The sequence below is a fragment of the Pelotomaculum propionicicum genome, from assembly GCF_004369225.1.
GTDB lineage: Bacteria > Bacillota > Desulfotomaculia > Desulfotomaculales > Pelotomaculaceae > Pelotomaculum_B > Pelotomaculum_B propionicicum.
Window position 1 is genome coordinate 38,346 of the sequence record NZ_QFFZ01000023.1, and the last position, 15,729, is coordinate 54,074.

General features: G+C 51.5%; 18 protein-coding genes. 15 read left to right on the forward strand and 3 right to left on the reverse strand.

The annotated features are described in order from the left end of the window. Window positions 1–1,166: 1,166 nt before the first annotated feature. The gene (locus Pmgp_RS11110; protein WP_243119812.1) at window positions 1,167–2,348 is read right to left on the reverse strand and encodes a helix-turn-helix domain-containing protein; all 1,182 of its coding nucleotides are present in this window, start codon (window positions 2,346–2,348) and stop codon (window positions 1,167–1,169) included. 238 nt (window positions 2,349–2,586) lie between these two features. On the opposite strand from Pmgp_RS11110, the gene Pmgp_RS11115 reads away from it, so the two are divergent. From Pmgp_RS11115 to Pmgp_RS11130, 4 genes are all read left to right on the forward strand, one after another. Further along, a complete protein-coding gene (locus Pmgp_RS11115; protein ID WP_134214054.1) occupies window positions 2,587–5,271 on the forward strand; it encodes a TnsA endonuclease N-terminal domain-containing protein in 2,685 nt (894 codons plus the stop codon). Window positions 5,272–5,276: 5 nt separating this feature from the next. Further along, window positions 5,277–6,455, forward strand: coding sequence for an ATP-binding protein (locus tag Pmgp_RS11120; protein WP_134214055.1), 1,179 nt, complete (start codon window positions 5,277–5,279; stop codon window positions 6,453–6,455). Further along, window positions 6,445–7,071: a TniQ family protein gene (locus Pmgp_RS20905; protein ID WP_134214056.1), complete on the forward strand. Its 627-nt coding sequence runs from the start codon at window positions 6,445–6,447 to the stop codon at window positions 7,069–7,071. Before Pmgp_RS11120 ends, Pmgp_RS20905 begins: the two co-directional genes overlap by 11 nt. A 463-nt stretch (window positions 7,072–7,534) precedes the next feature. After that, window positions 7,535–7,789, forward strand: coding sequence for a hypothetical protein (locus Pmgp_RS11130; RefSeq protein ID WP_134214057.1), 255 nt, complete (start codon window positions 7,535–7,537; stop codon window positions 7,787–7,789). 351 nt (window positions 7,790–8,140) lie between these two features. Here the strand turns inward: Pmgp_RS11130 and Pmgp_RS11135 are convergent, their stop codons facing one another. Further along, window positions 8,141–8,656: a helix-turn-helix transcriptional regulator gene (locus Pmgp_RS11135; protein ID WP_134214058.1), complete on the reverse strand. Its 516-nt coding sequence runs from the start codon at window positions 8,654–8,656 to the stop codon at window positions 8,141–8,143. 131 nt (window positions 8,657–8,787) lie between these two features. On the opposite strand from Pmgp_RS11135, the gene Pmgp_RS11140 reads away from it, so the two are divergent. From Pmgp_RS11140 to Pmgp_RS11145, 3 genes are all read left to right on the forward strand, one after another. Continuing rightward, window positions 8,788–9,036, forward strand: a complete 249-nt coding sequence (locus tag Pmgp_RS11140) for a helix-turn-helix domain-containing protein (RefSeq protein ID WP_134214059.1) — start codon at window positions 8,788–8,790, stop codon at window positions 9,034–9,036. 67 nt (window positions 9,037–9,103) lie between these two features. Then, window positions 9,104–9,244, forward strand: coding sequence for a hypothetical protein (locus Pmgp_RS19745; protein WP_192902902.1), 141 nt, complete (start codon window positions 9,104–9,106; stop codon window positions 9,242–9,244). Beyond that, entirely contained in the window at window positions 9,216–9,602 is a 387-nt protein-coding gene (locus Pmgp_RS11145; RefSeq protein WP_134214060.1) for a DnaB-like helicase N-terminal domain-containing protein, read from the forward strand. The genes Pmgp_RS19745 and Pmgp_RS11145 overlap by 29 nt, the downstream gene beginning before the upstream one ends. On the opposite strand, the gene Pmgp_RS11150 is transcribed toward Pmgp_RS11145, so the two are convergent. Next, window positions 9,597–9,845, reverse strand: a complete 249-nt coding sequence (locus tag Pmgp_RS11150) for a hypothetical protein (RefSeq protein ID WP_134214061.1) — start codon at window positions 9,843–9,845, stop codon at window positions 9,597–9,599. The two genes, Pmgp_RS11145 and Pmgp_RS11150, sit on opposite strands and share 6 nt — an antisense overlap. Before the next feature lie 112 nt (window positions 9,846–9,957). Between Pmgp_RS11150 and Pmgp_RS11155 the strand changes: the two genes are divergently transcribed. From Pmgp_RS11155 to Pmgp_RS11190, 8 genes are all read left to right on the forward strand, one after another. Continuing rightward, window positions 9,958–10,440 carry a hypothetical protein gene (locus Pmgp_RS11155; RefSeq protein ID WP_134214062.1) on the forward strand — a complete coding sequence of 161 codons (483 nt, stop codon included), beginning with the start codon at window positions 9,958–9,960 and terminating at the stop codon, window positions 10,438–10,440. 33 nt (window positions 10,441–10,473) lie between these two features. Further along, window positions 10,474–12,567 (forward strand): Mu transposase C-terminal domain-containing protein, encoded by a 2,094-nt coding sequence (locus Pmgp_RS11160; protein WP_134214063.1) that lies wholly within the window; start codon window positions 10,474–10,476, stop codon window positions 12,565–12,567. Window positions 12,568–12,617: 50 nt separating this feature from the next. Beyond that, window positions 12,618–13,643 (forward strand): AAA family ATPase, encoded by a 1,026-nt coding sequence (locus tag Pmgp_RS11165; protein ID WP_134214064.1) that lies wholly within the window; start codon window positions 12,618–12,620, stop codon window positions 13,641–13,643. Window positions 13,644–13,660: 17 nt separating this feature from the next. After that, window positions 13,661–13,864 carry a hypothetical protein gene (locus tag Pmgp_RS11170; RefSeq protein WP_134214065.1) on the forward strand — a complete coding sequence of 68 codons (204 nt, stop codon included), beginning with the start codon at window positions 13,661–13,663 and terminating at the stop codon, window positions 13,862–13,864. 4 nt (window positions 13,865–13,868) lie between these two features. Further along, window positions 13,869–14,357, forward strand: coding sequence for a host-nuclease inhibitor Gam family protein (locus Pmgp_RS11175; RefSeq protein ID WP_134214066.1), 489 nt, complete (start codon window positions 13,869–13,871; stop codon window positions 14,355–14,357). A gap of 118 nt (window positions 14,358–14,475) precedes the next feature. After that, a complete protein-coding gene (locus Pmgp_RS11180; RefSeq protein WP_134214067.1) occupies window positions 14,476–15,045 on the forward strand; it encodes a hypothetical protein in 570 nt (189 codons plus the stop codon). A gap of 13 nt (window positions 15,046–15,058) precedes the next feature. Then, complete coding sequence (locus Pmgp_RS11185; RefSeq protein ID WP_134214068.1) at window positions 15,059–15,502, forward strand: hypothetical protein; 444 nt, start codon at window positions 15,059–15,061, stop codon at window positions 15,500–15,502. Further along, window positions 15,465–15,729: hypothetical protein (locus tag Pmgp_RS11190; protein ID WP_134214069.1), on the forward strand; the 265-nt coding region annotated here is incomplete at its 3' end. The genes Pmgp_RS11185 and Pmgp_RS11190, both read left to right, overlap by 38 nt.

Below are 15,729 nucleotides of genomic sequence, written 5' to 3' on the forward strand. Positions count from 1 at the left end.
GACGATAACTAAGGCTTATTGTAGCTGAGCCATCTATGTAGGAACCGCCATCCAGGAGCCGAATGACGATAGGAGAACGCCAATCGTCAGCTCTGATCTTGGGATGGAGGCCACCAAGAACTTCGAGACGGTATGAACGCTGTAGCATAGTATCGGGCATATTCCTTTCTCTGATGTACTCCGGCGTGTCAAACGCTACACATTACCGATAGGGATGAAGCGCTAGCGTAATCCCACCCGCGTTCACACGCTTATTCGCATTCCTTGTCACCCTGATGCCGAACATACTCGTTCTTCTCCTTGCCGATGAGAATGCAGTCCTGAGACCGGATATGTATTGGAGAAGTGTGCCTTCTGCCGAAACCCAACCGGCAAGAACGCAGGCTTCTGAGGGTTTAGATCACGGCCTCGACATCATCCCATAGCCATAGACCTTCAACAAGTCGAACAAACCAAGTTTGTCACAGAAGGAATCCTGCAACTTCTGATCGCTTCCTTGTTGTGACATACAATCAACTTTCATTGGCTAGTTGTTTATCGAAACTATACTTGATATTTGGTGTGTATTCGGAATTCTACGCCAAGGAAGAATAGACTACCATGCCAAAAAGCTGTAGGCGGGGCTAGCAATGGCCTTCCCGGATTCGACCGCCTCGGTTTCCGACCAATAGCATCCTGATCATTTATCGTGCTCTCCCTATGCGAACGGTTCTAGACTTACCGGTAAGAACTGAGTAAAGCGGAGTTCTAGTCCGGTCAAGCTTTGGGTTTACGGCCCCCTTAGTCGCTAAGCGCTCTAAATAGTAGTTGAATGTCCTCTAGCCTCAAGGATGGGGTATGCACCCCAGATGACGTTCCCTTAACCGTAACCGTAACGAGAAATGAAGATCAGTACCAATTTTCTTAACAATTAATTAAGAATTTGACCACATCAGCTAAAGTCCTTACGTAAGTAACGTATTTGCAGCGCTTTTCACTTCCACAAATGTATCGAGGCAGGGTATTATACGGATCAGCATAATACTTTAGATTGCCATAACAATTCTCGACAAATTATTATAGTTCCTTCTTGTCTTTAATATAATTTGTTGCCATATTTCGATTGTATTCGACAACTGAACCCCTCACTATACCCTGGTAATTGGGCAATTGTGTAAGGTTTCGACTCAGCGAAGTTTTAAACCACTCGAAATCTTCTGGAGCATTTGGTTAATTTTCGCCACAGTATCCTCGGGTGGCGGCGGGGGTGAGCTGCCTAGTTCGATCCGAAGGTGGAACTTGAGGTCCAGACCGGCCGCCGCTTTTCTGATCACGCCGATTTGGTCGGCCAGATCCTGAATCTCATTCGGCCGCAGTTCAGCTTCTGCCACCATCACGCGCGGTTGGGGTTCGGGTGGTCGGCCAGGCGACGGTGGGGATACCTGCTCGGCCGGTACTCGTAATTCGACCGTCTGTGCCCCGGTATAGTCACAGGGCCAGGGTCCCGAATCAGGGGTGCGTTCCAGAAAACGGGCCCGGATGGCCCCGTCGATGGCCTCACGGACAGTTCCCCAGGGAAGTGTTTTCCCGGCTCTCTTGCAGAGGGCGATGGAAATGACCAAAGCGGTAGTAGTCTCTTCGCCCCAGGCTTCGGGTAGTTTTGCGGGCAGGATGTCTGCAGCCGGGATCGGCTGAGGCGGTGCCTGAAGCACAGCATCTTCTGTGAGTATACCGGTGGGTATATCTTCGGCATAGATGCTCGCCGTACTAGAAGTCAACCAGAGTTTGCCGTTTTTCACCGCCGCGTGAACCGCGGTGTCCATTACCGGCCGCTCAACCTTGGGAATGGTTATTGGTTCTTCGTAACCATTTTTTTGCACCTTGACAACGTGGTTGCCGGAAAAGTATTGATACAGTTCCCCCAACGTGATTTCGGGATTCCTCCACAATTCCGGGAGTACCCCCGGTACCAGAAGCCACCCGGACAATTCGGTCATCGTCGCTGCTGCTTCGTCATAGGTCAGGCGCCGGCCTTCGGCCACCACCTGGACGATTCCGGGGTCGGCGGAGAAATCGATCTCCGGCGGGGTTCCCGGTTTACCGGCGTAAGTTTCTACAGACTCACGCACCTCGGGTTCCCCGGCATAACCCGAACCCAGAGCCTCAATGCCCCATTTTTCTGCCCGCACGATCTGCTGCCAGGCCAAGGGGGACGGCCGGGACTGACCGTTTTCCCACCGGTTCACGGAGGCAAAGGAAACGCCCATCAGTTCGGCCAACCGTCCCTGGGTCAAACCCAGTTCTATACGTAACCGCTTGATGCGCATGGGATAGTCGGAAGGTATCCCTTGTTTTGAGGCATAGATCATCCAGCATCACCTTTATCATGTTTCCATCAAATACCTGTATGATTAATTCTATGACATGCAAGGCCCTTTGTCAAATAACGAATATAGCACTTGTTATAAAACACCCCCGTATGGCTTGTATGCAGATATAACATATGTTATAATTGATACCAAGAACCTCTTCTGATGGTACCTATTACCTTGCGACAGCATGTCCTAGCCCGTAGATATTACTATACTGGGAAATGAGGAAAGCCGTATGCTATCGGACATTGAGTTTGATTTATGGTGCCGGCGTCTCGGACTATTGGAATCCACCCGAAGACACATTGAACAGATCCGCTCATCACCACCTTCCCGCCAGGTGCACAGTGGGACCAAAAACGTCAGCGGCCGCTATCCCAGCAAGAAGATGGGGTTAACCATTCAATTCGAGAGCCACCGGATCGAACTGGCCGCCATTTACGAAATGGAACACGATGACGACGTACTGGAGTATTACGATCAGCCCTTGCCCATCAAACTTAATTACCGGGCAAAGAATGAACGGCAAATCGGTGTTCTGCACATTCCGGATTTCTTTGTGATAAGGCATAACGCCGCTGGCTGGGAGGAATGGAAAAGGAAAGATGAACTGCGCAAGCTGGCCGACCGGATGCCCAACCGATATCAAAAAGATGAGGGTCGGTGGCGTTGCCCGCCGGGAGAAGAATATGCCGGCAAGCTTGGTCTCTACTACCGGGTACGGTCGTCAGCGGAGATTGACTGGGTATACCAGCGCAATGTTTTATTTCTGGAAGATTATTTCCGTGCAGACTTACCGAAGATACCTGAAGGAATTGAAGATAAGGTTCTTTCCCTGGTGGTGTCCAAACCGGGGAGCACTTTAAGTGAGCTGCTCCAGATGACCGGAGGCGATAGTGATGTCGTCTATACGATGGTGGCTACTGATCAAATATATGTAGACCTACATACCACACCTCTAGCCGAACCCGAACGCGTGCTCGTTTTCCGCGATCAGGAGACGGCCCGTAGTTTTGCAGTGATCGCCGAAACTTCCGCCCGTGACCGCATCACCGGACCACAGATGGTGAGCGTAAACACCGGATCCCAATTTGCATGGGATGGTAGACTCTTCACGATTCTTAACTCGGGCGAAACCAAGACGGTGCTAAAAACTGGTGATGGCGCAGTTATAAGTTTACCAAAGGAACAATTCGAGATGCTCGTGAAGCAGGGTGAGATAACCGGCGTAAATACTCAGGGGCAATCACCTACTACCAGCACAGTTCAGGAGCTTATCGCCAAAGCGAGCCCCAAAGACCTTAAAGAGGCCAATCGACGCTATGAAATTATTGCGCCCCTTCTAACCGGGCAGTCTGTTGCCGGTAAGAAGCCCAATCGTTCTATCCGGCGCTGGCTTAAACGGTTCAGGGATGCCGAGCAAAGTTATGATTGCGGGTATGTCGGGCTTTTGCCGCACTGGGGCAAAAGGGGAAACCGTGAGCGGAAACTGCCCCAAAGCACTTTGGAACTTATGGACCATTTCTTCAGAAACGATTTTGAAACGATTAAGCAGAAGGGCAGGGTTGAGGTCTATGGCGTCCTGATGCGGGAATGTGAGAAACGGGGTATTATGTCGCCGAGTTATCGGACTTTCTGTGCGGAAATCAAGCGGCGTTCAACCTACGAACTGACTTTGAAGCGCAAGGGGTGCCGGGCCGCCTATAAGTACGAGACTTTCTATTGGGAGCTGGACCTCACCACGCCCCGGCACGGGGATCGTCCCTTTGAGATCGGCCACATTGATCACACGCTATTTGATATCGAACTGGTCTGTTCCCGTACCGGTCATATCTTGGGGCGCCCCTGGGTGACGTTCTTGACCGACGCCTATTCCCGGCGACTGTTGGCGCTCTACCTCACTTTTGACGCCCCATCTTATCGCTCGTGCATGATGCTTTTGCGCGAGTGCGTGCGCCGGCACGGCCGCCTGCCGCAGATCCTGGTGGTAGACGGTGGCCAGGAGTTCAAGAGTACCTATTTTGAGACTCTTTTGGCGCGTTACGAATGCACCAAGAAAACACGGCCCGGGGCTAAGCCGCGCTTCGGTTCCGTATGTGAGCGTCTTTTCGGAACGGCAAATACGCAGTTTGTACACAATCTTGCTGGGAACACGCAGATTATGCGTAACGTGCGCCAGGTTACCAAAGAGGTTAATCCGCGGGCACACGCCTGTTGGACGTTGGGCGAGTTTTACGACTACCTGTGCCGGTGGGCTTATGAGGTCTACGATATCATTGATCATCCCGCTCTCGGGCAAAGTCCGTGTGAAGCCTTCGACACCGGGCTGGCTCAAAGCGGCACTCGAAATCACCGGCTAATTCCATACGACGAGGATTTCCGCATGTTCACCCTGCCCACCACGAGCAAGGGAACTGCCAAGGTCGAACCCAGCCGGGGCGTAAAGATTAACTATATCCGTTACTGGTCTGATGCTTTCCGCGATCCGGAAATCGAGAAAAAGCAGGTGCCCGTACGCTACGACCCATTTAATGCGGGTGTCGCCTACGCCTTCGCCGGTGGTCAATGGGTTAGGTGTATTTCCGAACACTACAGTTACTTTCGCGGGCGCTCAGAAAAAGAACTGATGATCGCCACCACAGAGTTACGGAGGCGTAATCAGAAACACACAAAGAACCTGACGATCACCGCCAAGACTATCGCCGACTTCCTAATGTCCGCCGAGGCAAATGAGAAGTTATTATCGCAGCGCTTGCGCGATGCTGAAACCAGGCAATTATTCGAGGTCATCCAGGGCAGCCGGGCGGACAAGAATAAGCCGGTTGGTTGGAACATCTCCGAAGACGCTACCCCAGAGCCACAACCTGTCCAGATTACAGCTAAAAAGCCGGAAACCATTGAACTGTACGAGGAGTTCTAATTCAAATGTCAATCAGAGGATTTCCACGAGAACTACTTGACCGGCCCCCCGAGGAACGGTTGGCCTATTTCAAGGACTATGCTCTGGCGCATCCACTGCTCAGGACAGCGTATAGTGCTCTAATGCATGTCATCCGCGAGCCAGCGGGAGCCTCGCTAATATCTGTGTGCGGACCGACCGGGGTTGGTAAGACTACTCTTCTTCGCCGGGTTCAAAAGGAATTGATCGTACAAGCATTACCCGATCTGGAAAAGAACCGTGGACGCATACCGGTCGTTTGTGTCGAGGCAATAGCGCCGGATAGCGGCAATTTCAACTGGAAGGACTATTATATACGCGCTTTAGAAGCCTTTAACGAACCACTGATAAACAAAAAGGCGGATGTGGCCTTGCGTACTGCCAGCTATAGTGGTGAAGGGAAGCATATTCCAACCCGCAGCCGGGTTACAACGGATGAATTGCGCCGGGCGCTGGAGCAGGCCTTGCGGCACCGCCGACCGGATGCCTTCATCATCGACGAAGCACAACATCTGACCAAAATGGCCAGTGGACGCAGACTGCAAGATCAGTTGGACAGCATTAAATCATTAGCGAACTTAAGCGGTATTTTGCATGTACTCGTTGGAACCTATGAACTCCTGGCCTTTCGAGAGCTAAGCGGGCAATTGAGCAGGCGTAAGGTAGACATCCATTTTCCCCGCTACCGTGCTGAATATAAAGAAGATATCCAGGCGTTTATCAACGTGCTGCATACTTTCGAACATCATCTGCCTCTCCAGGAAAAACCGAATCTTGTACAAAACTGGGAATACTGTTATGAACGCTCTATCGGTTCTGTCGGCGTGCTCAAGGACTGGTTGACCAGGGCCTTGGTATCCGCACTGGAGGAGGGCGCAAGTACCTTGTCCTTGACCCATCTCAAACAACATGCTCTGTCGATCTCCCAATGTGAGAAAATGGCCACGGAAGCACTGGAGGGAGAAGCGAAACTGAAAGAAGATGATGAGGCAAATGGAAAACTCCTCAGGATTCTGGGGATGGCAGAAATCGTATCCAAGACCGGCAACGCCGGGACTGCTAACTCTAACAAGCAAAAAGCCGCCGCCTCGAAACGCAAATCCAACCGTGTAGGTGAACGCAAGCCGGAGCGTGATCCGGTGGGGGTAAAGGATCATGCTGGCTGAACCTTTGAATACTTATGAGTCCTGGAGTTTAACCCTGCCGACCATTCCCCCGCGAAGCCGCCTCTACCACCTTGAGCCTGTCGGAATCGGAACGCCGTACGTTGAGAGTTTGACGAGTTATATTTCACGGTTGGCGGATGCTCACAGCTTATATACATCTACGCTGGTGTTAAGGGAACTTGCGAAGGCATCAAGTCAACCCATATATACCGGCTTTGACCGCTCTTCTGCAATTAACGGATTAATTAACATGGCTACGAGTTGGGTTTCTGCTTTGGAATCATTAACACTTCGCAATGACCTGAGATTTCTTACAATGTTAACCTGGGCCGAAGTTCTACCTGCTGTCGGTCTAACGCGCAAATGGAAAGCTTGGTGCCCAACCTGCTTCGAAGAGTGGCGGATGGCCGAACAACCTATCTACGATCCGCTCCTCTGGACCCTTCAGGTTATTAAGGTCTGTCCATACCACCGACAGTATTTACAACTTAAGTGTCCATATTGCAATCAAGATGATATCCCCCTTCTCACGTGGCGATCACGCCCGGGATATTGTCCCAAATGTGAACAATGGTTGGGTATTCCATTGAAATCTGTCACCTCTCAAATATTTTGAGAAAATACGGGATAGACGAGGAAAGGTCGGGATACATCGGGAGGGGCTGGGAAGTCAGGTATATAAAGGGGTTTTGGGATTTTCGGCGGCGGGCGGCCAGTTGTTGGGGATCTCACATATTTTGAGAAAAATTTTCGGCGGCGCGGCCTGGAGTGGGCTGGTAACAGTTTTATAAAAGTTGTTATTAACAGATGTTACAGATAAGGCTGGCCGGTCGCAGATTCCAGTAATGACAAGCGATAACGGCTTGTAACAGGTCCGGTTAAAAGGGCGAAAAATACCCTGATACAAATGGGCTATATGGTAAATTTAGGTTGCCAGGTGCGGCATCGCAAGTGCGGAGGTGCGGAGGTGCGGCACTATATTTAAAGCCGCACCAGACAAGGCTTCCAGGGATATGGTAATTTATAGGTAATAATTTGGCAGGCTCCTGGAAATCCATATTTAGAAAGGGTGAAAGACTATGAAAAACAAGATGACAAAACATTTAAAGCTGGCTACAGTGATAGCGGTCCTGGCAACGGCGGCAGACTTTACTCAAGCAGGGCTTGATGAAGATGCAAAAAAAACGCTCAAGTATTCCCTCTGCTCTATATTTTTTGAGCATTTTATTGATTGTGCAGATAACGATACAGAAATACCAGAAGAATCGATTGAACAAGCTTATGAAATATTAGAAGGTTTTCTTGGTAGTCCTATGAATTGGTTTTTTTCTTAATCACAGACTGAAGTTTGTTTATTGCCGCATATGAGCTTATATTTTGAGCTAAATCTTTAAATCTGGAATAAATAGGGTCGTTATATAACCTATATTTGGGAAGCATAACCTTGTTTTTTCTAAGCTCCCTGTTTAACTGTACGATATTTTCATATGTTTGTAAATCTGGATTTTCTAATATCTCCTCCATTCTCTTGAATAACGGATCAAACTTTTCTCGCAGACAAGCTCTTTCTTCGTCGGTTACAGGGCGCTATTTTTCTAGAACCTCTTTAAATTTTACATCATCCATAAGAATCACTCCTGTATAAATAATTGATTAGCTAATTAGGATTGGTAATAACTGTTAGGCTAACCTGCGGAGGCTTGCCCCTGGGTGGCTTTTTGTTTTTTTTGGGCGTCCTCAATGACATCATCGGGGATGGCGCGGCGCAGCTGGACTTTCAGCCACCCTTTCAGGTCGCTGTCGCCGGTGGTCCAAAGGTCGTAAATGGTATTCAGCAGGCGGTCAAGGTCGGGGTCGCCGGTGCCGGCCTGGTGGGCCGGCCGGCCGGCTGCCATTACCAGGCCGCGTTCTTTCATTATATTAGTCACTGCATCCAGGACGGCCTGCTCACCGAAGCGTGCCGTTAAGCTTTTTAGGGCATCCTCGGGAGAGATGAACATCTCCCCTTCTCCTGTTTTTAGCCATATGTCTCTGACATGAAAAGTAAGACAAATAGCTTTTTGCAATGGCTTTGAGGGATTCTTTGTGCCTTTTTCGATACCCGCAATGTGTCCCTGGTCAACATCCAAAGCGTTTGCAAATTGCTGTTGTGTTAGATTTAGTGATTTTCTTAAATATTTTATCCTCTCGCCAATTGTCATAAAAGGACCGCCTTAATTATGAAAATCGCATTAAGTATCGTTGACAATATGTCTTAGCCATATTATTATTATGTCCAAGAGCGGTTAATTTATTTACAAGGCCATGCCCATACAGGAAGGGGGTCTTAGTAATGGCCAAGTCAAGGTCAAAAAAGACCGGCATGACCGGCCTGGAGATCAAAGCCGAACTGGTCCGGCGGGGCATAAAGCTTGTTGAAATCGCGGACCTGGCCGGGGTATCTCAGGCAGCTGTGACGAGAGCGCTAAAAGACAGTGACCGTTACTACGGCCATCGCCTGCGGCCCATTATCGCGGAGGCGTTGGGCCTGCCGGTTGACGCAATCTGGCCGCCGGAGGGCAAGCAGAAGCTTGCCCAATAGGTATTTGGCCGGATTTTTACTGTAAATAAGTTTACACAAATTCTATCAGATCACTAAGGGGGTGGCAATGGAAATAACATTAAGGGAATTTTACCAGTCAATGGAAAAAGGCCGCCCTGGCGTGGGCGGCACGATGGAAACGGCCCGGCGCGGGCCGGGCGGAAAGGAGGGAATGTTAGTTGTCCGACCGTTTTTCATTATTTCATAATAATGATGCCGAACAGTCTGTCCTTGGCGGGATACTCTTAGATTCGGAAAGTGCATCTTTAGTAATGGAATATCTACACCAAGAAGAGTTTTTTAAAAAGAAGCATCGGATAGTTTTTGAAGCTATCCATCAAATGAATAAGAAAGATATACCAATAGACATTTTAACTGTTTCTGAATATCTCAGACAACAAGGAAAGCTTGAAGATGTTGGTGGGGTAGCTTATATAGCCTGTCTTGCAGAGGTCGTTCCTACCGGCAAAAACGTAAATCACTATGCTTTCATTGTTAAAAAAAAAGCGCTTATGCGTTCATTAGCGGAGCTTATATATTACGGTCATAAAGCTGAAATTTCATAAATTTATTCTTTCATGATATTTCTGTACCGTAATATTTGCAGCTCTTACAGACTCAGTAAATATTTTATCAACGACATCTAAGAAAAGCTTTTGTAATTCATCTATTACTTGAGTCTTAGGAATTAACTCTGGATAAGGTCTATGAACTATATCATGCACGTGTAGTTGAATTTCTCTAATTAATATGGGCTTTACTTCAGCTAATACTTCTCGGTAGATAGTATCAAATTCGGTTTTATTCATCTGGTTATCACCTCCCCTATCGGTTTAGTTTGGCTGGTAACCTCTAAATTCGACCCGGGGGAGGAAAATCCTATATAAAGAAAAAGATTCCTGTTTTCGGAGGCGGGTTTAATTGGCTAAAAAGAAAAAAGACGTGCCTATACCCGGACAGCAAAGTTTGTTTGACTTCATCAAAGAATCAGAGGCACAGAAAGAGGTGACGCCCGTGCCGGGAAGCTTCAACATCTCAAACCAATTAAGGGCGGAACTGTCGGAAGGACTGAGGAAATCCGGCCTTTCCAGGTATGAGGTGGCCGGCCGGATGTCGGAATTAATGGATACCGAAATAACCAAGTCACAGCTGGACAGTTGGACGGCTGAGTCCAAGGAGTACCACCGGTTCCCGGCGGAGTACCTTCCGGCATTCTGCGCGGCCACCGGCCACAAGGAGCCGCTGCGGATTATGGCGCGGCTGGTCCAGTGTCACCTACTAGAGAGCGAAGAGGCTTTACTGGCGGAACTGGGCCGGATCGACCAGGCCAAGCGGGACCTGCTCAAGCAGGAAAAAGTCGTGCGGGACTTGATTGAGCGGTATACCGGGAAAGAAGCGGGATAAGGGAATCAAACACATCCGGAGGGGAGGGAGAAAATGGGCGGCCCATCAGACTGGCTGACGGTGGCCCAGGCGGCCGAGGCGGAAGGTATTGCCGAACGCACCATGCGCGAAAAAATCAAGGCCAAGGAAGTTAAGGCGAAAAAAGTAAAGTCCCAAAACGGCGGCGGCGCTGCCGGCAGCCAATGGCTGATCGACCCCTCCACCCTCTCCGCTCCGGCCAGGGCAAGGCTGTTGAAAAAGCAGCAGGCGGCCCTCCTAAAGGAAGCCTTCAAGGAGCAGGCGGCAGCTGTCCAGGCGTCGGCGCCCGCGGAGGCCGAGAAAGCGAAGCGGACCGGTACCGCCCTTGAAGGCGAGGAAGACGTGCTCAACCCGGCGGCTTACCGGGACGCGGTGGGCGCGGAAGTCTACGAGGAAGAGCTGGCCAAGGCCAGGAGCAAGCACGACCTGGTCAACCAGGCCATTCAAATCCAGATGAGCAAGCACAACGTCACCCAGCGCCTGAAAGCACTGGCCGAGGCAAACGGGATGTCAGACAAGACCCTCTACCGGATGATCGCCAAGAGTAAGAAAGGAGGTGCCTTTGGACAATTGCGCAAGCGCCCGACGGTGACCCGGGGGAAAGAATTCACCTCCCTTTCCCCAGAAGTGAAAGTGATCTTTAGAGAGTTCTATCTGAAGCTGGGAGAACCCACAGTGGCCTCCTGCTACCGCAAAACTGAAAAGGAATGCGCCAGGCTTGGACTGGCGGCACCGTCAAGGCAGACCATTTACCGGTATGCCGAGTATATGGAAAAGACGGAGCCTGACCTGTGCTGTTACGCCAGGAGAGGGGAAAAAGCCTGGTTTGAGAAATACGCCCCCCACGCCGTCCGTGAAGAGCCTGAAATGGCCATGCAAGTGGTCATGGGCGACCACCATCAGTTCGACCTTTTCATTGAGCACGACGGGAAACCGGTGCGGCCCTGGGTGACGGGATGGCTGGACGTAATGAGCCGCTGCCTGGTGGGTTATACCATATCCCTGCAGCCCAACAGCCAGACCATCAACCTGGCCCTGGTCAACATGATGACACCCAAGAAAGTGACGGTCACCAGGGAGGACGGCAGTGTGGCCGAGGAAACCATTGAACTGGGTGGAATCCCGGGCCTGCTCTACATCGACAACGGCGAAGACTATAAATCAGCCCTGAAGAAGCGCCAGCAGCGCCCGGAATTCAAGCTATCCCAGGAGGCCACGGACATCTGCGAAAAGCTGGGCGTGGACACAACCTTCGCCCTGCCCTACCGCCCTTCTTCCAAAGCGCATATTGAAAGGTTTTTCGGCACCGTGGCCAAGCAGTTCAGCCGGGAGCAGCCGGGCTGGTGCGGCGCAAATCCGGACGAAAGGCCGGCAGGGTTCAATGAACACAAGCTCATGGCGAAGGGATTGCTACATACCATGACAACATTGGCCCAGTCCTTCGCGGAGTATGTACACCAATACCACAATACCTTTCATAGCGGCATCGGCATGGCGCCGCTGGAGAAGTTCTTCGCCGGTCCCAAGCTGCGGGAAGGCTGGCCGGACCAGCGCACCCTGGACATCCTGCGCACCACCAAGGAAGTGGTCCACGTCTACCACCAGGGAATCAAGAAGTTCGGCACCAAGGCAAAGCCGCGGTACTGGTGGCATGACAAACTCCGGCCGCTAGTGGGCCGTGACGTGATTATTCGCTACGACCCGGCGCAAATCGGAGAACTGCACGTGTTCACCCTGGAGGACGGCTATGTCTGCACCGTCACCGACGAAAACCTGATGTCGTGGAACGCCACCCGGGACGATTACCGCAAGCTGGCCAAGCAGCAGAGCATGGCGAGGAAAGCGATTAAGGAAAAACTACAGAAAAACAGCCTGACCCTGGAAGAAATCGCGGCAAAACGCAGGGCCGCCGGGGAAAGCATCATATCCGCCCCCACCGGCGCCGCGGAGGGCATGATGCCGGCCATTACCGGCCTGGACCAGGCGGCAAGGCAGGTGGCGAAGTTCAGGGAGAAGGCGGCCAAAAGCAACGTGACCGAGATGCGGCCGGCGCCAAAAAAACACGACCCCATAGACGAATACATCCTTCGCAAGGGGGCGAGGGCCTAACACAGGCCGGATAACAAAAATTCTCACCAAACTATAAGGAGGGGTTTTTGATGGCAGAACAACTGGCCCTTATAAGGACCGAAGACCAGCAGCCGGACATGGCCGGCTGGGCGATGGAACGGAGAATGTTGTGGAAGTTGACGAAGGAAAACGGCACCAAGTCCACCACCATCGGCAGGGCGATAGGTTACGACGGCTCCGCCGTGCGGCGGTACCTGAATGAACCGGGATATAAGGCATCGCCCGAATTCCTGGCCAAGCTCCGGGAATACCTCATCGGCGTCGGGTTTTGGGAAGAGGAAGACGGCTCCGAAGAGCCGGCGGAATACAAGACCAGCATACAGGAGATGGCTTTCATTGAGACTGAGTCGGCCCGCCGGGCATGGTTTGTAATGAATAACTCCATGGAAATGAAGGACTTCGGTATGATTTGCGGACCCAGCGGCTGCGGGAAAACCTACGCCGTCAAACAATGGATGCAGGACAATCCGGGCCGGGCGGTACTTATCACCGCCAACGGGCGCATGGCCTGCAAGGCGATTGTCAAGCGCATTGCCAAGGCCCTGGAGATTCGTTCATATGGCGACACCGACACACTGATTGAGATTGTGAGGGACGAACTGACCACCCACCCGCGCCTGATTATCATCGACGAGGCCGACCAGCTGAAGAGTATCGCCAAGTTTGAGCTGCTGCGGAGCGTTTACGACGAATGCGACGGCGCCGGCTCCCCCATCGGCATCGTGCTGATAGGCAACGAAGATCTTTCCAGGTTCATCCTCCAGGCCGCCGTGGACCGGGAAGAGCTGTCCCGCATTCACAACCGGTTCGGGGCGCACCAGAAACTGGACATGCCGAGCCGCCAGGAGGCCGAGCAGCTGCTGGAAGGGTACAACCTGACACCCAAGGCCAAGGAGCAGCTGATCAACATCGCCAGGAACAAGCGCCGGGGCGGCATCCGCGTATTAAGAAAGGTTATGGCCATCCTGCTGGGTGCAGTGGGCGGCGGCCAGATCACCGAGGAGCACGTCCTGTCCGAGGCTCTGGCCAGGTCAGTGTTAAGTCTGAACGCTTAAATAATGGAGGGTCGTGAATGAAACTTTATATTAAAAACCAGCTTTTAAGCACCATTGAGTTTTGTTGTGGACAAAAGGAATATAAACTTGAGCCGGAGCAGGAAATTACCATCGAGGCGCAAGACGAAGATTATCTTTACTTCGATACCCTAAAAGGGAGATGTCCGATAGGCTTTCCTTGTAAGATGATGAAAAAGCAAGACATTAAAAAAGGAGGTTGATTCTATGGCAAGGGTGCGCATAGAAAACAGGCTGAACAACTGGGACGATGTAAACGCCTGTATGCGGGAAATTGGCGAGTGTCAAATGACACTGGAAGACATTGAAAATGAGATGAATGGCCGGATCAACGACATCAAGGCGGCCGCCGAGAAGGAGGCCAAGCCCCTGCAGGAGCGGATCGAGCGCCTGGGGCTGCAGATTAAAGACTTCGTGGAGATGCACCGGGACGAAATCAAGGGCAAGACCAAGGAATTGAACTTCGGCTTTACCGGCTTCAGGCGCAGCACCAAAATCCTAATTAAGAACATCAAGTCCACCATAGCCGCCTTGAAGGCCAAGGGCATGACAGACTGCCTGAAAATAACGGAATCCATCCTGAAAGATAAGCTGAAAGACTACCCGGAGGACATGATTGTCTCCGTCGGGGCCACCAAGAAGGTGGAGGATGCGTTCTGGTACGAGATTAACAGGGAAAAATTGAAAGCCAACTAAAGCCGAACCCCCCGGGGGTGCCCCGGGGTTCGCGGGGAATGGCCTCCCCCGCCTGATGACCGCGAGAGCGGGCCGGGACAGTCCGGCGGCAGGCCAAAAAAGGAGGTGGGTTTATAGGGTGCAGACAAGTCTTCATTCCCGGGAGCGCTATTGTGAACGGGTGCTGGGCATTCCTCCGGAGGAGATAAAGGCCTACCTGGAAGAGAATAGCGCCCAGGTGGAAAAGGCAGTGCTGAACATGCTGGACGAAGCGGAACTTATCATGGTGAAGGACGGCAAGGAATACCGCCTAATGGATTTATTCCTACTAGTGGCGGCCGGCCAGACGGTGGTGACCGTGGTTAAAAGCGACTACGGCTTCGACGAAGATATGAACCGCCAGATCGTGCAGCATCTACTGGAAAAGGTGCGGGCGCTGCGGCAGGAGCTACACGAAAAAACGGAAAGCGCCTTACAGTGCCAGGCGGCCATTAAGGCCGAAGCGGAAGCGCTGGACCAGGAGATTAAAAGTCTGGAGAGCAAGATTAAGGAAAAGCAGGCCTTGCGCCGGCAGCTGGTGGCCCGGTCGGACGGCATCGAGGCGGAACTGGACGCTTTGAACAAGCTTATCGACCAGGAGAGCACCAAGCTGATCTATTCCACAGCCTATAAGCTGGAGGAACTGCGCAATGGCAAAAAACGGGCCTGATGGGGGTTGATCTATGAATCCACAAGAATGGAAAGAGGTTGAAAAGAGCCTGGAAAATTTCTGGTCACCTGTCAGTCTCAAGTGCGATGGATACGAGGTTACTTTTGTTTTAAGGCGCATCAGTCAAATGAAAAACGGCATAGTGGTCTTTGTGAATGGTGTATTTGAATTAAGGTGGCTGCTTGAAGACTGCGAGGAGCGGCGCCGCTTCTTATGTCCAATGGAAATATACGTATACTCCAAGAAACAGCGAGAAGGACTTAAAAAGTTCTCCAAAAAGCTGCGCAAGAGTGTGGGACTGCCTGATCCGGATACGAAGCACACTTATTACCGCTTCTACTGGACGTCGTTTATAAGCCTGAAGAAACATCTCATAAAGAACAACAAGTCCATTGAGCTAGTCCGGGGAGGTCAAGACGATGGCAGCCAAAAAGAACAGGCCGTACACGGAGGATGAGAAGGCCCTAATGAAGCACCTGAAAGCCAAATTGACCCAGGCTGGAGTGACCAAATACCCCGCCGACTGGCACTTAAAGCAGCTGACCATAGCCCGGCGGATGCTGGCCGGCGAGAACGCCCCCACCGTGGCCCAGTGGCAGGCATGTATGGATTGGGCCTTTGCGGATGAATTCTGGTGCGATAAGGTCGACCACCTGGCGCGGGTGGAAGGACTGTGGGCGAAAT

Excerpts from the sequence above, each read along its gene's own strand:
- Pmgp_RS11110 (WP_243119812.1), bottom strand. The coding sequence starts at position 2,348 with ATGATCTATGCCTCAAAACAAGGGATACCTTCCGACTATCCCATGCGC.
- Pmgp_RS11115 (WP_134214054.1), top strand. The coding sequence starts at position 2,587 with ATGCTATCGGACATTGAGTTTGATTTATGGTGCCGGCGTCTCGGACTA.
- Pmgp_RS11120 (WP_134214055.1), top strand. The coding sequence starts at position 5,277 with ATGTCAATCAGAGGATTTCCACGAGAACTACTTGACCGGCCCCCCGAG.
- Pmgp_RS20905 (WP_134214056.1), top strand. The coding sequence starts at position 6,445 with ATGCTGGCTGAACCTTTGAATACTTATGAGTCCTGGAGTTTAACCCTG.
- Pmgp_RS11130 (WP_134214057.1), top strand. The coding sequence starts at position 7,535 with ATGAAAAACAAGATGACAAAACATTTAAAGCTGGCTACAGTGATAGCG.
- Pmgp_RS11135 (WP_134214058.1), bottom strand. The coding sequence starts at position 8,656 with ATGACAATTGGCGAGAGGATAAAATATTTAAGAAAATCACTAAATCTA.
- Pmgp_RS11140 (WP_134214059.1), top strand. The coding sequence starts at position 8,788 with ATGGCCAAGTCAAGGTCAAAAAAGACCGGCATGACCGGCCTGGAGATC.
- Pmgp_RS19745 (WP_192902902.1), top strand. The coding sequence starts at position 9,104 with ATGGAAATAACATTAAGGGAATTTTACCAGTCAATGGAAAAAGGCCGC.
- Pmgp_RS11150 (WP_134214061.1), bottom strand. The coding sequence starts at position 9,845 with ATGAATAAAACCGAATTTGATACTATCTACCGAGAAGTATTAGCTGAA.
- Pmgp_RS11160 (WP_134214063.1), top strand. The coding sequence starts at position 10,474 with ATGGGCGGCCCATCAGACTGGCTGACGGTGGCCCAGGCGGCCGAGGCG.
- Pmgp_RS11165 (WP_134214064.1), top strand. The coding sequence starts at position 12,618 with ATGGCAGAACAACTGGCCCTTATAAGGACCGAAGACCAGCAGCCGGAC.
- Pmgp_RS11170 (WP_134214065.1), top strand. The coding sequence starts at position 13,661 with ATGAAACTTTATATTAAAAACCAGCTTTTAAGCACCATTGAGTTTTGT.
- Pmgp_RS11175 (WP_134214066.1), top strand. The coding sequence starts at position 13,869 with ATGGCAAGGGTGCGCATAGAAAACAGGCTGAACAACTGGGACGATGTA.
- Pmgp_RS11185 (WP_134214068.1), top strand. The coding sequence starts at position 15,059 with ATGAATCCACAAGAATGGAAAGAGGTTGAAAAGAGCCTGGAAAATTTC.